This window comes from Pedosphaera parvula Ellin514 (assembly GCF_000172555.1).
In the GTDB taxonomy this organism is placed as follows: domain Bacteria; phylum Verrucomicrobiota; class Verrucomicrobiia; order Limisphaerales; family Pedosphaeraceae; genus Pedosphaera.
Map to the genome: position 1 here is coordinate 53,072 of NZ_ABOX02000027.1, position 16,173 is coordinate 69,244.

Sequence of the window (16,173 nt, forward strand, 5' to 3'; positions counted from 1 at the left end):
AGTGTTGCTCACCGCGCGGTTTTGCCGGCTTAGCCGGGAAAGGCGCGGAGGTTTCGCAGATTTATAAAATCCAGGAGATAAAAACGATCAGGAGAACTGCGAAAAAGAAAAACAGGCCGCTGAGAATTTTCTTGCCATTTTTCGTGCAGGCAGTGGAGCCGCAGTTCTTGCATTGGGTTAAACTATCAGAAATCCGATGACCGCAATAACCGCACATGTTAAAAGATGCCATAATTCTGAAAATTAGAACGGCTTGGGTTGATATCGTTCAAACTTCCCAAATTCTTCATCCAGAAAATCTTCTGAGCCTTCCGAGATCAGTTGTTTTTTTGGAAGAAGATCCTTTAAAGGATTTTCGCATACGTGCGAGGAAACTGCAAATTCATGAATTTGAAACTTTGCATGATTTGGTATAAAACTGCCTGTAGCCTAATGGGTTGCGCGTTGGATTGCCATAGCTCGCTTTGACTTGACAGGCGGGCACTGATAACAGTTTTAGTTAGTTCTTTGTCTGCTTAATGGTCTGACCTGTTCAGGCCAGCGGGGAACCCAGATTTTCCGGTAAAACGGATTGGGGCTTACGGTGCCTGCGGCATCGGGAACACTTAGTGGTTCCAGCCCGACAGCTAACCTCGTGTGCGTAAACATTAAGGGCAGGAAGCCTTCCAAGACTTTCTTACCCAAACAGAGTGCCTATGGCACTTTTTCCGCAGACCGCGAAAGGTGTGGTCTATGATTGCCAGTAATACACGGCGTCCCCGCAATGTGGATGCGCCGAGGGCGGCCGCTATTCTTTATGGTGACTGGGGAACCAGCAAGGCATACGTGATTGGTCTCGCGTTTGCAGTGGCTGGCTACAGTTCGTTTTGGCTGATCGCCGCCATGTGTTTGCTTACGGCCCTGGTCGGGGTGAATTACATGTCCATCTGCAAACACTATCCCGATGGCGGGGGAGTTTATGCGAGTGTGCGGCATCGTTCGGAAATCATTTCGATTGTCGGAGCGTTTCTGCTGATTGCTGATTACATTGTAACAGCGGCCATCAGTGCGTTATCAGCCTTTCAATATCTGGGCTTCGCGCATCCGGAGATTTTTGCCGCGATTGCGATTGCCTTGATCGGCGGTTTGAATTTCTTCGGACCGAAGAACACTGCTGGTCTGGCCTTTCTCATCTCGATTCCCACGCTGGTGGTGGTGGTGCTGTTGGGGATTTTTTGTCTGCCACATTTGGGAACCGCGGTGCACAACCTGCAACCGCTATCAGGAGGCTTTTGGAAAAACTGGAATGGTTTTGTCGGAGTGGTATTGGCGTTGTCCGGGGTGGAAGCGATTGCCAATGCGACGGGGGTGATGAAACTGAATCCAGGCAGCACAGATGCGAAACCGTGCGTTTCCAAAACTTCGAGCAAGGCCATTCTCTGGGTGATGATTGAGGTTTGTGTCTTCACCGCGCTGCTCGGTTTGGCAATGCATGCTTTGCATGGGCTGCAGATCAACAAGGACGATGTCGATGCTCCGGGTGCGACCGGGGTGCGGGATTACATGCTGCGTTATATGGCGCAGGTATTCGTGACCGGACCATTTGGACTGGCCGCTGGCCATGTTGCCGGCGTGGTGGTGAGCATTGTGTTTGGGTTGCTTTTGCTCTCGGCCGTGAATACCGCCATTGTGGATTTGATCGCCATTTCTTACTTGATGTCACGCGATGGAGAGCTGCCAGCCTCTTTTCAAAAACTGAATAAGTTTGGTGTGCCAAACCTCGGCATCATAGTGGCGACGGTCATTCCGGCGATACTTGTCCTGGCGGTCAAAGATATGGCCGGGTTGGCGGATCTTTATGCTGTCGGGGTGGTGGGAGCCATCGCGACAAATCTCGGGGCCAGTTCGACAGACAAGAAGCTTGGGTTGGCCAAATGGGAACGAACGCTGATGTTCGTTACGTTCCTGATTATGGTGGCGATCGAGATTTCGCTCTTTGCGGACAAGCCGAGTGCGCGGGTATTTGCTGTTACAGTGCTGGCGGTAGGTTTGATATTACGCGGCCTAGCAAGCGAACATATTCAGAGGAAGAAACTGGCTGCGGAGACAAGCGGAGCTTTTGCGAACACGATCATTCCCACTCCGATTGCAAAAACTGAGGTCGTTGCTCCATCGCAAACAGCGACTGGCGTCCCCATCATGGCGGCCATTCGAGGATTGGGGAAGACATTGGATTTTGCCATCAATGAGGCGAAGGAGACGCACCGGCCCCTTTACCTGCTCTTCGTGCGCGCACTGCCAGTGTTGAGCGAGCTCGACCAGACACGGAAGTGGCAGGACGATGACGAGGCTCGCGAAATTTTTACGCTGGCGAACGCGCGGGCGGAAGGGCATCCAATAATTCCCTGTTATGCCGTAAGCGATTCCGTGGCGGATACAATCGTTGATATCGCGGCCACGATGGGAGCGAGCCATCTCATTCTTGGCGCGCCCGAACGCAAAGGGCTCGTGCAGATGTTGCGGGGAGATGTGGTGCGGAAGGTATCAAACGATCTTCCGGAAGCCATTCATCTATTGGTTTACGCCTGAGGCTGGCTTGCTGTTGCGAACTGCCCTGTCCGCCAGGTCCTGTCGATCCAGAACCCAGCGGGCAAGGCGGTCGTAGAATTGACGGTGTTCGGGTTTTTCGGACTTGGAAATCTTGATGAATGCACCACCACCTTCGTAGTAGGCGATGGCGGCTGAACTCTTGATTCCATTGGTTTCAAAAGCATTCAGATAAGGCTGCAGGCGTGAGCCGAATCTTTGCGGATCGGTGATGAGTCGACCATCGAGTTCCAGCTCCATGCCCATGCTGTGTTGACGGGCAAAGTCACATGCCTCCTGCAAGCGGCTAAGAGGCAATTCGGGATGAAAGAAGTAGTTCGGCTGCTGGTATGCGACGTCGAAGCCGAGTTGTTTCCAATCACCGGAATGAGTTGAGCGCCAGTAAGGAATCCAGAAGAAGCTCAGTTTGTTGGAACGGATGTGATTGCCGATTTCGGGAAGGATGATCTTTCGTGAGTCGGGTGCACTTTCTGCGATCCAATAGAATCCGGCAAGCTCAAGATGCGCAGGGGCGAGCTGCTTCCATTTTTCAAGAGCGGCCTGAATATACCAATCGCAGGCGGCGATACGATCCGTTGGATTCGTGAAATTGAGTTGTTTACCTGCGATTTCACCCCAATCGGTTTGCGTATGATTTGGTTCAGGAAGTGTGATGACCACCTGGCGTGGGCGGAGTGGTTTGCCGATGCGTTTCTCGGTATTGCCGATGGTTGTTTCCAGGGCAGGAATCGCATGGCCGGGTTCGAAAAAACGATTTAGAAGCCATTGCCATTGCTCTTTGTGAGCCGGCTTTTGTTTCCATCCCTCCTCGAATTCGGCTCCCTGGCCATCCTTGAATTCCAGGAACAAGAAGCCATCGAACAGCCATTCTTCCTTGCCGGTCGTGCGATCAGCATAGCTGACGTATGGCTGAAGTTCATCCAAGGTCCAGGCTGGCCGGTTACTCATGCCGCAATAGATGATCGTGAGATCGGTGATGTTTGGCCTGGTGGTTTGGTATAATGGAAAGTTAGCCGTATTGGTTTCTGCAGCTCGTGACACCCGGCGTAATCCGAATACGGTGACGATTACCAATAAACAATAAATCAAACATTTGTTCACGCAGTAACAGAAGCTGGAGCACGAGAAGATATTCAAACCGAATTTAAAAGAGATTCGAAGATGAGTTAAAACAGAGGGCATTGCGGATACTAAGTGGGCAAAGCGGTACGCAGAGAAGCCTAAGACCCCTTCAGTTTCCAACCATAACCACCCCAAGGTTTGTGTTGGAGATGTGCCCAAAAAGCCTCGGCAATTCTTCGGTCCATTTCCCCAAGAATTTCAGGATCGTTGATGTCACGATCCACATGATTGAAGACACCATCCGTTCCAATTTCCAGGACCAGCCATTTGCCATTCTGCTGAATCAAATCCACGCAACCGAAGGATTCCAAAAGCCCGGCGGCTGAAAGGGTGGCATGTGCTTGATCTTTGGCTTCTGACGGAGGCTTATCTAAATGAACGTACCGAGCGCCGCGTGCATGAGCCACCCATGGTGATGGTTTCACGCCGGAAGGAAACCTGCGTACGTTGAATCCAAATATGTCACCAGCAACTCCGTAGAGTCGGTAAACTTCAGGATTCTCCATGCGCACAAATTCCTGGACGATGTAAGGAGTCGGCCAGTCCGCAGGAATCGTTTCAGCGGGTTTGAGGAGGCGATGACCACTGGCACCGCAAGAAATCGGATATTTCAGAGCCCATTCCTTTGGCGAGTGCGAGACTAGAGCATTCACCTCTTGCGGCGTGTTCAGGAGATGGGTTTCTGGCGTGGAGATTTTGTGCTTCAAAAAGAGTTCAGCCTGAAGTCGCTTATCAGATGCAACTCTGATGGATTCGAAAGGAATGAAAAGCTTTTCAGAAGGGGGAGAGGTTTTTTCCCAGCACAAAAGGTAATTAAACTCGCGTGGCGTATCAGACACCTCCACCCATAAGACTTGTGTCATGTGCCGGGCATGTTCTTCAAATGCCCAAGCACCGCTTCCCTGATTTACAACGGTACATGAGGGTAAAACCGCACTCTCCCTATTCATGGTAGAAAGAGTGCAGGACCCGAATTGAAAAGAAAAGCTGGAATCAGAGATGCGGGGTTGGCGGTTTGATAGGTGTTTGAGAGGACAAGACACCTTTTGCCTTGGTTTTGCGCTTGTAAACCTTGTCGCCGCAGGTGACGTAGAGATCGTCGAAGTTGCTGCCACCAAGGACAACATTGGAGAGCCAGGCTCTTTGTGGTTTTGAGATAATGCCGTTGACGCGGCCAGCTTGATCACAAACTTGCACGCCCATTTCGGTGGCGACGTAGAGCCGCCCCTGGGTATCAACCGTCATGCCATCAGCACCGCTTTGTGAGGTGCCGTTGGGTGTGTGCAAATAAAAATATTTTTGTTTGTCTACCAAAGAACCATCAGACTGAATGTGAAATGAGTAAACAAATTCACCATCGGTGTCAGCAACGAGCAAAAGACTTTGGTCCGGTGTGAACCTAACGCCATTCGGCTTCGTAATACCTTCATCAACGACACGCTTCTCACCCTTGGAATTGATAAACCAGACTTTGTGATGGGGTGGATCTGTGAAGTAGATTTCCCCTTTGGAGTTGACTGCGATGTCGTTTGAATCCGCGTCCTCAGCAATGACAGTTTCCTTTGCATTTTCGTCATAGGATACGATGCGCTTTTTGCCGTTCTGACAGGCGTAGAGCTTACCGTCCGGGCCAAACATAAGCCCGTTCGCAGCGAAGGTGTTCTCAGCAAAGACAGAGACTTTGCCATCGAGACCAATTTTGTGAATGCGATTGTTGGGGATATCGGTGAAAAAGACTTCGCCTTTGATGTTGGCGGCGGGACCTTCAGTGAATTTGTAGCCGGAGCAAATCAATTGCCATTGCTCGCCTGGAATCAGAATGTCCATCAGGGGTTGTTTGGAATCCTTGCCGGCAGTGATGGCAGCAGGATAATCCTTCCAGAGCCACCGCATGGCGTCAGGAAAGATGGCTGTGGCATGCTTGCCGTTGTGACTGCCATCGCCCCAAATGTGATTGACTTCATAACCTGAGAATTCCAGGGCGGAGAGCATTTCCAGATTGGCAAGATGCCAGTTGCCGCCGTAGATATTCAAGTCGTTGGAGCCGTCCTGCAGAAAGATGCGAATGGGTTTTGGTTCCGTCTTGCGGATCAAGGTTGGGTATTCGTTCCCGCCCCGAAGTCCCACATAGGTGCCGATGGAACTGAAAACGCGGCTGAACTGCTGCGGGCGTTCCCAGGCAGCGGTAAAGGCACAAATCGCTCCTGAGCTGGCGCCAGCAATGGCGTGGTCATTGCCATTGGTGCTGATGTTGTATTTTTTTGTGACCGCCGGAAGCAGTTCATCCATCAGAAAGCGGACGTAGTTGTCGCCCAGGCCATCGTATTCGTAGCTGCGATTGAATCGGTCCAAGGCATTGGTTGAATCGGCAAGGACGCGGCCATGCATAATGAATACACCAATGGTGACGGGCATTTCCTTTTTTGCGATCAGGTTGTCGAACACGACCGGGGCTTGATACTGAATGCCATCCTGAAAAACCATCAGGCAAGCCGGGTTGGCAGCATCATACTGTTTTGGAACGTACACCCAATAATCACGCACGGTGCCTGGGAAAATCTTGCTATGCGCGAAAGTATATTTGGTGACTTCGCCCTTGGGAACGCCGTCCTGCGGTTTGGAGTCGGGGCCAGGCGGATAATCATCAGCACCAAAAGCAGGCGAAGTTAGACACAGGGCCAGAAAGCTGAAAAAAAGAAATGCGCGCATAAAGGATGCGCGCATTATGAAGAGGACAAGAACAGTTTCAACTAAAAGCGATCCTAACTACGATCCTAACTAAATGACCGGAGTTCCAACCGGTTCCTCTTCCTCTTCCATTTCCACCCCTTCCCTGGATTCAAAAACATTACTGCCATAGATGGCGGCGGCAACCGCAGCGCCAGCAGTGAGCCAGCCCAAAGTTGGCAGCAGGCGGCCCCTGCGTGAAGTTTTGATGGACGCCTTGTGCTCGGCAAACAGGGAGATCATCTCACGATTGAACTGGATCAAGTCCAAGGGAGACCGGCTGGAAATCCAATTGCCGTCACGCACAGCGGCATTATTAACCCAATTGCCGCCCGCGTTGATAACATCGTCCTTAATACCGGGCCAGGAAGTAAGCGTGCGGTTTTTAACCACGCCTGCAGAAACCAGGACCCATGGTCCGTGACAGATGACGGCGATGGGTTTGTTGGCAGCGTCAAATTCCCGCACAAACTGCAGGACACTGTCACTCTGGCGCAAAAAGTCCGGGTTTATGTGACCACCAGGTATCAGCAACGCATCGTAGTTGTCGGGGTTGGCCCTGAAAATGGTGCGATTAACCTTAATGTTCTTGCCGGGAAGGAGAAGGTTCATGCCTTTGATTTTTCCCGGATGCAATGAAATGACCTCTATTTGGGCACCGTGTTTTTCCAGGTGTTTTACGGGAGAGGTTAATTCAATCTGTTCAACTCCATCGGCTGCCAGGACGGCAACGCGTATTCCATTCAGTTTCTTTCCGGCCATAGATTTTTCTCCTTAGTTCGTTGATAATCACATCCAATAACTGCCGGGCGCAAAGTGGAGTACGCACCTGCACCTCTATTGTGGGAAACCAGTCCTCACAAATGAAGGTAGATCACAAGAGACGCGAGTCAAGCGGACTAGTGAAACTGACCCAACCAACACGACGTTGACAGGGAAAAACTCATGGTATACCGTCCGGTCGGTTTACGGATGAGAGAGTATTCCAATTCGCGAGAGAAGATACTGCATGCCGCCGAAGAACTGGTAATGGAGGTCGGCGCAGGTCATCTGACCCTTGACGCGGTGGCAAGAAAGGCTGGCGTCAGCAAGGGGGGATTGATGTATAATTTTCCAACCAAAGAATCGCTGTTGGAAGGAATGATAGTTCGCCTGGTCACCTTTTGGAAGGAGAGCTATTTGAGGGCGGTAAACGATTTTCCCAATACCGCGATTGGAAAATTGAAGGCGCAAATCAAAGCAGCCGTGACTCTAGATCCAAGATATCGCTGCGTAACGAACGCATTGCTGGCGGCATCGGCCAACGAGCCGAAATTAATGATCCCGGTGAAGAAGCATTATCGACAGGTGTTTGCTGAATTACAGGATGCCGGGATTGATTTTGAAACGGCGGCCGTGCTCCTGATGGCCGCGAGCGGCCTGTGCACCACGGAAATAATGGGTTGCTCACCCTTCTCGGGTGGCGAGAGAAGCGGAGTAATAGATCAGCTTTTAACGATGGCCGATTCGGCCAGAGGTTAGCGGGAAACCTTAATCAGAAGAGTTTTCAGTCAAACGATGAAATCAGAAGAAGTAACAATAAAGCCAGCCGTAGGTTTGGAGAAAGACGAACTGAATGCGGCAATCACCAGATCCCAAAGTTTTTTGCTCTGCGAGCAGAAACCGGAAGGCTATTGGGTGGGCGAGCTGATGGTTGATTCCACAATCGTTTCGGACACGATTGCTTATCATCACTGGAACGGCAAGGTGGACCCGGAATGGCAGCGGAAAGCGGTAAATCACATCCTTTCCATGCAACTGCCGGAAGGCGGTTGGAACATTTATCAGAATGGACCGCCCGAAGTGAATGCGACCATCAAGGCATACCTCGCCTTGAAGCTGGCGGGCATACCGATTACCGATCCGCGCATGCTGAAGGCGCGTCAGGTGGCATTGACCCTGGGAGGTGTTCCACGCATGAATACCTTTTCGAAACTTTATCTGGCGCTCCTCGGGTTATGGCCGTGGAAGTATGTTCCGACCATTCCTTGCGAAGTATTGCTGCTGGGCAAATGGTTTCACGTGAACATTTGGGACATGAGCAACTGGAGTCGCGCCATGATTGTCCCGCTTGCCATCATTAACCATTACAAGCCGACACGGCCGGTGAAGGTTGATTTAAGCGAGCTCTTCCTGGAAGGGTTTCATGAACGCGATCTGGCGTTGCCAAAGGATCCTCAGTCATTCACCTGGAGAAATTTTTTCCTGGGATTGGATCAGTTGCATAAGTTCGCAGAACTGTGGGTGAATGCAGGAATTCATCCGTTTCGTCGGTTGGCGTTGAAGAAATGCGAGCAATGGATGCTCGAACGCTTCGAAGGTTCGGATGGCTTGGCAGCCATTTTCCCGGCAATGCTTAACTCACTGATTGCTTTGAAGTCGCTTGGCTATCCGGATGATCATCCCGAAGTGTTGCGGGCCGAGCGTGAGTTAAAGAAATTGGAACATGAAACCAAGGACACGGTCCGTATTGAACCCTGTTTGTCGCCTGGTTGGGACACGGCCATTGCCGCAATGTGCCTGCGCGAATCGGGGGTTCCCGCCGAACACCCGCGTTTGAAAAAGGCGGGTGATTGGCTGGTGAATCGTGAAGTTCGTTTCAAAGCCGACTGGCATCACAAAAATCCGGTCGATGTCGAACCGAGCGGTTGGGTATTCCAGTTCAATAACAAATGGAATCCCGACCTGGACGATACAGCCATGGTGTTGCTCGCACTCAGGTTGATTCCGACGGACCATCCGCGGCGTCGCGACGAAGCTTTTCAACGCGGATTGAAATGGCTGCTGGCCTTCCAATGTCGCGATGGCGGCTGGGCGGCCTACGACAAGGATTGCACCAAAAATATTTTGGAAAAAGTGCCGTTCGCAGATCACAACGCAATGCTCGATCCAGAGTGTGCGGACATAACGGCGCGTGTGCTGGAGTTGTTGGGATTCGAAGGTTATGCGCTCGATCATCCGCAGGTGCAGGAAGCGGTGGAGTATTTGCGTGAGCATCAAGAAACTGATGGTTCGTGGTACGGGCGTTGGGGCGTGAATTACATCTACGGCACCTGGCAAACGTTGCGTGGTTTGTGGGCGTTAAAGATGGATATGAATCAACCGTGGCTCTTGAAAGCTCGAGACTGGTTGGAGAGCGTGCAATTGCCGGATGGCGGCTGGGGTGAGCGTTGCAACACCTACGATGATCCCGTGTTCAAGGGGCAAGGACCAAGCACGGCTTCGCAAACCGCATGGGCAGTCATGGCGCTTTGCACTTTTGGCGATCCCAAACGGCCAAGTCTGGTGCGTGGAATTCAATATTTGATTGAGAATCAAAACGAAGATGGCTCCTGGACAGAGCTGGAGACCACCGGCACTGGATTCCCGCGCGTTTATTATTTGAAATACGACATCTACCGTAATACATGGCCGCTGCTGGCTATGGCCACCTATCGCAAGATGCTTGATCCGAAGGAAGTCAGGGTGAAGTAACTTTCGAAGTTGAAAAGCTGTTGGGAATCACGCGGGGGCTTTTGCCTCCGCGTTTTTATTGTCGAAGCGTTTGCCAATCTTCGGGGACGCGCTCCAGAACGCCGTCGCCAAATACGTCATAAAGGTTGAGCTTATTCATGTGCACATAGCCAATGTGACAGCCACAGGATGGCTGGGGGCATGTGCGGGGAAGCAGGACTTTTTCAAAGCCTGGCTCGTAGATATTACCGATCGGATCGCGTATAAAATGACAACGGCGAATGACACCTTCACCATCCACCGAAATCACACTCTCGCCCGCATGGCATTCCAGTCCTGCGCTCGGATGGCGGGTATTATTAACAGGAAATAGCGGATCAATGCTGGTGAACCGTTTGATAAGTTCGGGCGTATAATAATCGGGGACACGCTTATAGGCATTAATCCAGAGATAAACGTTGGGGGCCAGTTCACGACGGAGTTCATCGATCTCCGATGCGTGCTCCTTCAGCCCAACGACACCGACGCTGTAACGCACACCTCTTTGGTCCAGTTTATGACATTGAGCCACGAACCGTTTGCGTGTGATTTCAGAAGGATGGAAGGTGGTCCACAAGGCAATTCGAGATTTGTTGCAATCCTCGATCCAATCCAAACGGCAGGAAAGATTCGTTTGAATGGCTATTTTCTTCACGTGCGGCAGGTGGCTGAGTTCGACAAAGGCGCGTTGATACCAGCGGCGAATGAGAGCCTCGCCCCAAGGAGTGAAGAGAATGGAAATGCGATCACCGGAGCGGGAGGAAACCCAACTCACAAAGCGAGTAAGTGCCTTTTCGTCAATCGCCAGTTGCGCGGCAGTCTCCTGGCGCTTGGCAAAAGGACAGTAGTCGCAACCATAGTTGCAACTCGAAAGGGGGCCACGATACAGGATCGACAGGTTCATTCCAGTTTGCAGTTGCGCATTAATTCCACGACCTGTGGAGAATAGAGCCAGGGGCCGATTACATCTGAGCGTTCCATCCCTTCAGTGGTGAGCCGGAGCAACTGAGATTCACGCACGGCAAAACCCAGGACTTCCAGTTCACAAAGTTCAGGCAAGTCCTCAAAAACAGAAGTGCCAAACCGCTTTTGATAAAAGTCTAAGGGCAGTCCGGAAGCGAGCAAAAGTGTTTGCGCAACGTAGCGGCGTTTCTGTTCAGAATCGTCGAGGATGAAGCCGTAATCAGCATGTGCAAATTGATCTTCCGTTGTCTGGTTGAAGCTCTGGATGAGGTTGCGAACGTTGATGGAATCCACGGCATACGGCATGGCGTAATGCAAATTGCGGGTGTAGGAGCGCGCGCCGCAACCGAGGCCGATCATGCCATCTTCCTGGGCACAGTAAGCCGGTCCTTCAGCAGTGGGAGCGTGTTCCGCACGGAACATGCGCATGGAGATTTGAGTGTAGCCGTTGGCCAGCAACCGGGATCTTGCTTCACGATACATTTGCAATCGCAAATCCTCCCAATGGCGGTCCTTGCGGCCGAGGCCGGTGAGGGGACGCACATAAAGAGGGTAGAGAAAGAGTTCTTCCGGGCGATATTGCAGTGCGGAGGAAAGGGACTCCATCCAGCTATCCATGGTCTGGCCCGGGAGGCCATAGATAAGATCGATATTTAGAGTAGGAAAGTTTAGAGAACGGATGTTCTGGAGTGCTGTTTCGACCTCCTGACGTTTTTGCGACCGTCCGACGGCGGCAACTTCGTGTTCGAGAAAGCTTTGGATGCCAATGCTGATCCGGTCGACGCCATGGTCGTGGAGCAAGTTGAGCCGTTCACAAGTGGCGGTAGCTGGAGACGTTTCAACCGAGAAGGGCAAACTCCTTGAATCGGCTCCCATGATCTCTTCGACGACAGCAAAAAGGATTTCGAGTTCCGCTGGTTCGAGGAAGGTAGGTGTTCCGCCGCCAAAGGCAAGACGTGCGAATGCCGGATTATGAAGTGCATCCCGGACCACGGAGGCTTGCCGCTGCAGGGCAGCGAGGTAGCCATCAATCAAGGTTTGGTTGGGATTTGTGGTCGTAAAGAGGTTACAAAAACCACAACGCATTTCACAGAACGGCACATGTACGTAGAGGAAAAGCGCGTTGCACTGCTGTGTCTCCCAGAGTGTTCGCAATGGAATCTGTTCAGCGAGGGAACGATAGGCTGTTTTATGTGGGTACGCGTAGGTGTAAGCCTCGTAGGCAGGTCCCCGCAACATCGATTCAAGCAGGCTTTGAGTTTCAGTGCTCATGATGCCCGAGCGGGTTCACCTTCGGTAAAACGAAATCGGCGTAAGGCACTTCCCAAACAACAGGATGAGCAAGTCTATGGCCGTGGTAATTGTCTTCACCATAAGCGGTACCGTGGTCAGAACAAATTATACCAAGGATGGGAGCTCGCTTTTGCATGATGCGAAAAAGGGAGCCAAGATGGGCGTCTACATACTCCAAGGCAGCGGTGTGAGAAAGCAGCGAGTCCTTGACTGCACCATCGAGATAGAAGCGATTCGGCTGGTGAATTGCCGAGATATTGAGAAATAAGAAAACCCGTTGATGGGCAGGTAAAGCTTCCAGAATTCTTTGAGCCACGACAACTTGATTGGCAGTGGACTGCTGATTGGTGACGCCGAGTTCCTCGCTCCAATGACTCTCCTCGAACAGGCACGGAAGGACGCGTCCCAATGGGTTTAATTTGTTGAAGAAACCCACACCGCCGATGCAGACGGTGTGATAATCGTGTTCTGCCAGGCCGGTCACAATATCAGGTGCATCCAATACGCAGGTGGATTCCGTGGTTGTTTCGCTGCCTGCAAAGCGGGTTGCAAAAAGCCGGGGATGCCGGCCAGGGGCTTCCGGAGTGGGGAGGAATCCGGCGAAGAAGGCATGGTGGGCGGCATAGGTGAAAGTGGCGGGAGAGTGACGTTTCTCCCAGCCGGTTGTGGGCAGAACAGAGGCAAGGTTAGGGGTGCGGCCTTTTGCCCAACATTCCTGCGCGACATCATAACGCAACGTATCGAGAGTTACGAAAAGGATGTCATGCTTACCTATGAGTTCATTTATGTTCTGCATAGTTTTATATGGTTTGATGAGTTCCTTTGCAGTAGTGCAGGAAGCTCTGTTACTTCGCGCAGGATGAAATCCGGCTTTGACTGATTGGCTGTCCAGCTATTGCCATGCGAGATCCAACAGGTCTGCAGTCCGAGACTACCGGCTCCAAACACATCTCTCACCGGATCGTCACCGACAAAGAGGATGTTTTCAGGAGCATAGTTCGACTCCTTCAGGGCGGCCTTAAAAATTCCCGGGTCGGGTTTATCCACGCCAACCTCGCCGGAAATGAAGATGTGGTCGAAAAAAACCGCCAGTCCCGAGTGGAGCAGTTTCATCCTTTGAACCGTGCTGGAACCGTTTGACACCAGTGTCAGAGGGTAGGTTTTCTTTAGGCAGATAAGCAATTCACGCACGCCGGGATAAGGAACTGAGAGTTTTCCGAGTTGTTGGCGGCATTGTTCCCAGAGTGCCATCGGTGGTTGGTCCAGTTTGGGAAACGATTGGGTAAGCCATGAGAAAAAAGCAGCGCGATCGCGCCAGCCATGTTGGTCTTCGATAATAATCTGCTCCAGGGCCGACTGCGAGTGCGGATTAAAAATTGCAGGGTTTTGTTGGATGAATTGTGACCAATAGATCCTCCAGGCGGCATCGCGGTCAAGGAGGGTATTGTCCAGGTCAAAGAAGATGAAGGAGAGGTTCATGCGAAGGCGGGTTGAGCTTGCCGGGTGAAGGTTATTATTTCCCGTTCGTAGGTATCGTGACCGTCATGGAGAATATTGGGCAGCAGGTCGCCAAAAGCATTCATTTCGAGCACGGCGTGATGCTTAAAGTTGTTGGAGATTAACAGATCCACTCCCGCATAGTGACTGTGGGGAAAGGCAGCCAGAGCACGTTCACAAGATTGCAGGGCGGAACGCCAGTGCTCAGGGTTTATACGTTTTCTCAGAGTCTCGAGGTTGCCTCGACTATTGCCGAGGTGAAGATTGGTCATTGGGCTGTGACTGCAGCGCACCACAACGTGGCTGGCCGAGCCATCGACCACGACGACACGGAGGTCGCAAGCCTGTCCATTAAGGCCCGCTTTGGGCAGCCATTGCTCAACGTGCACACGCTGATGGCAAAGTGCGTCCACCAGTGGCGCAACTTCCGCAATAGAATCGTAGCGTTTTATTTTAATGGAATTGTAGAGGCGCAGATTACCTTCGTTGCGAACCATCTCCACGGAAGTATAAGCGACTATTTGATTTCGATTGGTGGCCAGAGCAACGACGCCTGAGGCACTGGAGCCGTGAGCTGGCTTTATAAAGACGCGTGGAAGGCCGGCTTCACGCATAGCGTGCAACAATTGCTCGAAGTTATGTACTGGGGGGAGGGCGCACGGAACCGGGACATCGTTTTCGAAAAGATGAGTGTGGCACCGGCGTTTGTCGAACATGATCGCAATGTCTGCCGGTGCGTTCATGACTTGGTGCGGAGGGCAGGTGGCAAGCTGCGTTTCAATGCTTTGCAACGCAGCCCGAAATCCCAGATACCATTGGCGTGAATGGCGGATGAGACCTGGATCGAGAGTTAAGGATTCGACTTCAGATTTGGAGAGCAGCGTCGAGTTCCCCTCCACTTCCCCTGCATCGGCACCGAGCGCCAGCAATCGCTTTTCAACTTTAAAGTTTTCCCCTGGCGATTCGATGCGCAATATGGCGTCTGGTTCGACAATTTCCGAGAGATGAACCCGTCCGGTGAGAAAATCAATCCACGAGATCAGTGTTGCTGCTGGAAAATCGAGTCGAGCCAATGCCTGCTGAAAGAATTGAACCCGGCGATTCTCAAGGTTGCCGAGAATGATAAAGCGCTGTGCTGGAGCAGTCGCTTTCACTTTAGTTATTCTCCGACTTCGATATAGCGGTAAGTTTCCTCACCATACTTATGCGCCTCCTGTATGTCGCTGATGTCCACTTGGGGGCCAAGTTGCTGAAGTTTGGCAACTCTATCTGGAGAAATAAAATGGTGGTGGAGATCCAGCTTTTTGAGCCGTTTCAGGGTAGGGGAAGCGAGCAATGCATCGGCACCTTCATTGGACAAGTTTCCCATGGATAAATCGAGAGTTTCAATTCGTTGGACAATGGGGGCGTTCGCTACTGCGGATGCCACCTGATCAGCCATTGCACTATCGCGCAGCCCAAGATAACGAAGGTTGGGAAACAATCTGCCGGAAAGGATTGGTTCGAGATCAGCCACGGTCGCATCGCCTCCGTAGTTCTCCTCGCCCAGCCAAAGTTCCAGATGTTCGAGTGCAGGGAATTCAGATTGGAAGACCTCACGAAGAGTTGCTGCGGGCAGTCCTCCGCATTGGATAATCAGCGATTTTAGTTCGCTGTGTTTTGCCGGGCCAATTTTGAGTCCGTCGCTACCGCGCACGCCCAAGTGTTGCAATCGAGGATAAGCCCTAAACAGAGGGGTTACATCCGCCTGGTGGAGCCAGGAAATTTCACACTCCTCATAGGTTATATCCCCGATGAAAAGCGCTTGAACGTTCGGCAGTGCGGTTGCTCCCATGGCGAGGTTGACAATGACGTCCTCGGAGGTTTTCTCCATGTCAAAATCTTTAAACCAATAACCGTAAACAATGCCCTTAAGCTCACTGCATTTCGGATCGGCGAGCAGCGCTTCCCAGGGAGTGGTTGAGGGGGATGGTGCAGGCTGATTTTTGCCAAAAATTCCGCCGAGAATTCCTTTGGACTGCTTTGGCGGTGGAGTCGATTCCGGGTCTTGGCGGATACGATAAATGGTGTTCGTGGTATCCTGCAGACCGGATTTGGGATCAAAATCACGCACGGTGAATCCGGCGAAGTTATCAAGAAGATCCGAGATAGGCATAATTTCCTTAGAAAACCTGAGGCTTAAAGAAGTTCAATGGACCGATAAGTTGGGTTTGTGCTCTCAAGGAGAGCGACTTTAGGCGTTCGGATGTGCCTCGTCAACCGTGAACGGCTTTTGATTCGTTGAGTAAGGAGGGGTAACAAGGCTTACGGAGCATAACCTGGGTTCGAATCCTTATGATTGCTGTTATTGAGCATGAAGGTTTGACCTTGGGTATCATCGTCTGATAAGTACGAGCTTAGATACACGGCCCCCCAGAAGCTCATACTTTGCATGCCGGACATGTTTGCGGCGAA

The 16,173-nt window shown here is 51.7% G+C and carries 13 protein-coding genes and 1 riboswitch; of the genes, 3 read left to right on the forward strand and 10 right to left on the reverse strand.

The window, feature by feature from the left end; translation table 11 throughout:
- Window positions 1-502: 502 nt before the first annotated feature.
- A riboswitch (cyclic di-AMP (ydaO/yuaA leader) is annotated at window positions 503-656 on the forward strand.
- Between the two features lie 76 nt (window positions 657-732).
- Complete coding sequence (locus CFLAV_RS19365; protein ID WP_007416501.1) at window positions 733-2,568, forward strand: amino acid permease; 1,836 nt, start codon at window positions 733-735, stop codon at window positions 2,566-2,568.
- On the opposite strand, the gene CFLAV_RS19370 is transcribed toward CFLAV_RS19365, so the two are convergent.
- From CFLAV_RS19370 to CFLAV_RS19385, 4 genes are all read right to left on the reverse strand, one after another.
- The gene (locus CFLAV_RS19370) at window positions 2,551-3,687 is read right to left on the reverse strand and encodes a DUF4855 domain-containing protein (protein ID WP_050785863.1); all 1,137 of its coding nucleotides are present in this window, start codon (window positions 3,685-3,687) and stop codon (window positions 2,551-2,553) included. The two genes, CFLAV_RS19365 and CFLAV_RS19370, sit on opposite strands and share 18 nt — an antisense overlap.
- 119 nt (window positions 3,688-3,806) lie before the next feature.
- Window positions 3,807-4,571 carry an ATP-grasp domain-containing protein gene (locus CFLAV_RS19375; protein WP_050785865.1) on the reverse strand — a complete coding sequence of 255 codons (765 nt, stop codon included), beginning with the start codon at window positions 4,569-4,571 and terminating at the stop codon, window positions 3,807-3,809.
- 130 nt (window positions 4,572-4,701) lie between these two features.
- Window positions 4,702-6,417, reverse strand: a complete 1,716-nt coding sequence (locus CFLAV_RS19380) for an SMP-30/gluconolactonase/LRE family protein (protein ID WP_040549477.1) — start codon at window positions 6,415-6,417, stop codon at window positions 4,702-4,704.
- Window positions 6,418-6,486: 69 nt separating this feature from the next.
- Entirely contained in the window at window positions 6,487-7,197 is a 711-nt protein-coding gene (locus tag CFLAV_RS19385; RefSeq protein ID WP_007416505.1) for a type 1 glutamine amidotransferase domain-containing protein, read from the reverse strand.
- Window positions 7,198-7,380: 183 nt separating this feature from the next.
- Between CFLAV_RS19385 and CFLAV_RS19390 the strand changes: the two genes are divergently transcribed.
- Both CFLAV_RS19390 and shc read left to right on the forward strand, forming a co-directional pair.
- Window positions 7,381-7,956: a TetR/AcrR family transcriptional regulator gene (locus CFLAV_RS19390; RefSeq protein ID WP_007416506.1), complete on the forward strand. Its 576-nt coding sequence runs from the start codon at window positions 7,381-7,383 to the stop codon at window positions 7,954-7,956.
- 36 nt (window positions 7,957-7,992) lie between these two features.
- Window positions 7,993-9,948 carry a squalene--hopene cyclase gene (gene shc, locus CFLAV_RS19395; RefSeq protein ID WP_007416507.1) on the forward strand — a complete coding sequence of 652 codons (1,956 nt, stop codon included), beginning with the start codon at window positions 7,993-7,995 and terminating at the stop codon, window positions 9,946-9,948.
- Between the two features lie 55 nt (window positions 9,949-10,003).
- Here the strand turns inward: shc and CFLAV_RS19400 are convergent, their stop codons facing one another.
- Genes CFLAV_RS19400 through CFLAV_RS19425 form a run of 6 tightly spaced genes read right to left on the reverse strand, consistent with a single transcriptional unit; the run spans window position 10,004 to window position 15,874 of the window.
- On the reverse strand, window positions 10,004-10,870 hold the full coding sequence (locus tag CFLAV_RS19400) for an STM4011 family radical SAM protein (protein ID WP_007416508.1): 867 nt from the start codon (window positions 10,868-10,870) through the stop codon (window positions 10,004-10,006).
- Window positions 10,867-12,201, reverse strand: a complete 1,335-nt coding sequence (locus CFLAV_RS19405; RefSeq protein WP_007416509.1) for an STM4012 family radical SAM protein — start codon at window positions 12,199-12,201, stop codon at window positions 10,867-10,869. The genes CFLAV_RS19400 and CFLAV_RS19405 overlap by 4 nt, the downstream gene beginning before the upstream one ends.
- Window positions 12,191-13,018, reverse strand: coding sequence for an STM4013/SEN3800 family hydrolase (locus CFLAV_RS19410; protein WP_007416510.1), 828 nt, complete (start codon window positions 13,016-13,018; stop codon window positions 12,191-12,193). The genes CFLAV_RS19405 and CFLAV_RS19410 overlap by 11 nt, the downstream gene beginning before the upstream one ends.
- On the reverse strand, window positions 13,006-13,701 hold the full coding sequence (locus tag CFLAV_RS19415; RefSeq protein ID WP_007416511.1) for an HAD family hydrolase: 696 nt from the start codon (window positions 13,699-13,701) through the stop codon (window positions 13,006-13,008). Before CFLAV_RS19415 ends, CFLAV_RS19410 begins: the two co-directional genes overlap by 13 nt.
- A complete protein-coding gene (locus CFLAV_RS19420; protein WP_007416512.1) occupies window positions 13,698-14,873 on the reverse strand; it encodes an STM4014 family protein in 1,176 nt (391 codons plus the stop codon). The genes CFLAV_RS19415 and CFLAV_RS19420 overlap by 4 nt, the downstream gene beginning before the upstream one ends.
- Window positions 14,874-14,878: 5 nt before the next feature.
- Window positions 14,879-15,874: an STM4015 family protein gene (locus CFLAV_RS19425; RefSeq protein ID WP_007416513.1), complete on the reverse strand. Its 996-nt coding sequence runs from the start codon at window positions 15,872-15,874 to the stop codon at window positions 14,879-14,881.
- Between the last annotated feature and the right edge of the window lie 299 nt (window positions 15,875-16,173).

Coding starts and splice junctions, on each gene's coding strand:
- CFLAV_RS19365 (WP_007416501.1), top strand. CDS start 733: ATGATTGCCAGTAATACACGGCGTCCCCGCAATGTGGATGCGCCGAGG.
- CFLAV_RS19375 (WP_050785865.1), bottom strand. CDS start 4,571: ATGACACAAGTCTTATGGGTGGAGGTGTCTGATACGCCACGCGAGTTT.
- CFLAV_RS19380 (WP_040549477.1), bottom strand. CDS start 6,417: ATGCGCGCATTTCTTTTTTTCAGCTTTCTGGCCCTGTGTCTAACTTCG.
- CFLAV_RS19385 (WP_007416505.1), bottom strand. CDS start 7,197: ATGGCCGGAAAGAAACTGAATGGAATACGCGTTGCCGTCCTGGCAGCC.
- CFLAV_RS19390 (WP_007416506.1), top strand. CDS start 7,381: ATGGTATACCGTCCGGTCGGTTTACGGATGAGAGAGTATTCCAATTCG.
- shc (WP_007416507.1), top strand. CDS start 7,993: ATGAAATCAGAAGAAGTAACAATAAAGCCAGCCGTAGGTTTGGAGAAA.
- CFLAV_RS19400 (WP_007416508.1), bottom strand. CDS start 10,870: ATGAACCTGTCGATCCTGTATCGTGGCCCCCTTTCGAGTTGCAACTAT.
- CFLAV_RS19405 (WP_007416509.1), bottom strand. CDS start 12,201: ATGAGCACTGAAACTCAAAGCCTGCTTGAATCGATGTTGCGGGGACCT.
- CFLAV_RS19410 (WP_007416510.1), bottom strand. CDS start 13,018: ATGCAGAACATAAATGAACTCATAGGTAAGCATGACATCCTTTTCGTA.
- CFLAV_RS19415 (WP_007416511.1), bottom strand. CDS start 13,701: ATGAACCTCTCCTTCATCTTCTTTGACCTGGACAATACCCTCCTTGAC.
- CFLAV_RS19425 (WP_007416513.1), bottom strand. CDS start 15,874: ATGCCTATCTCGGATCTTCTTGATAACTTCGCCGGATTCACCGTGCGT.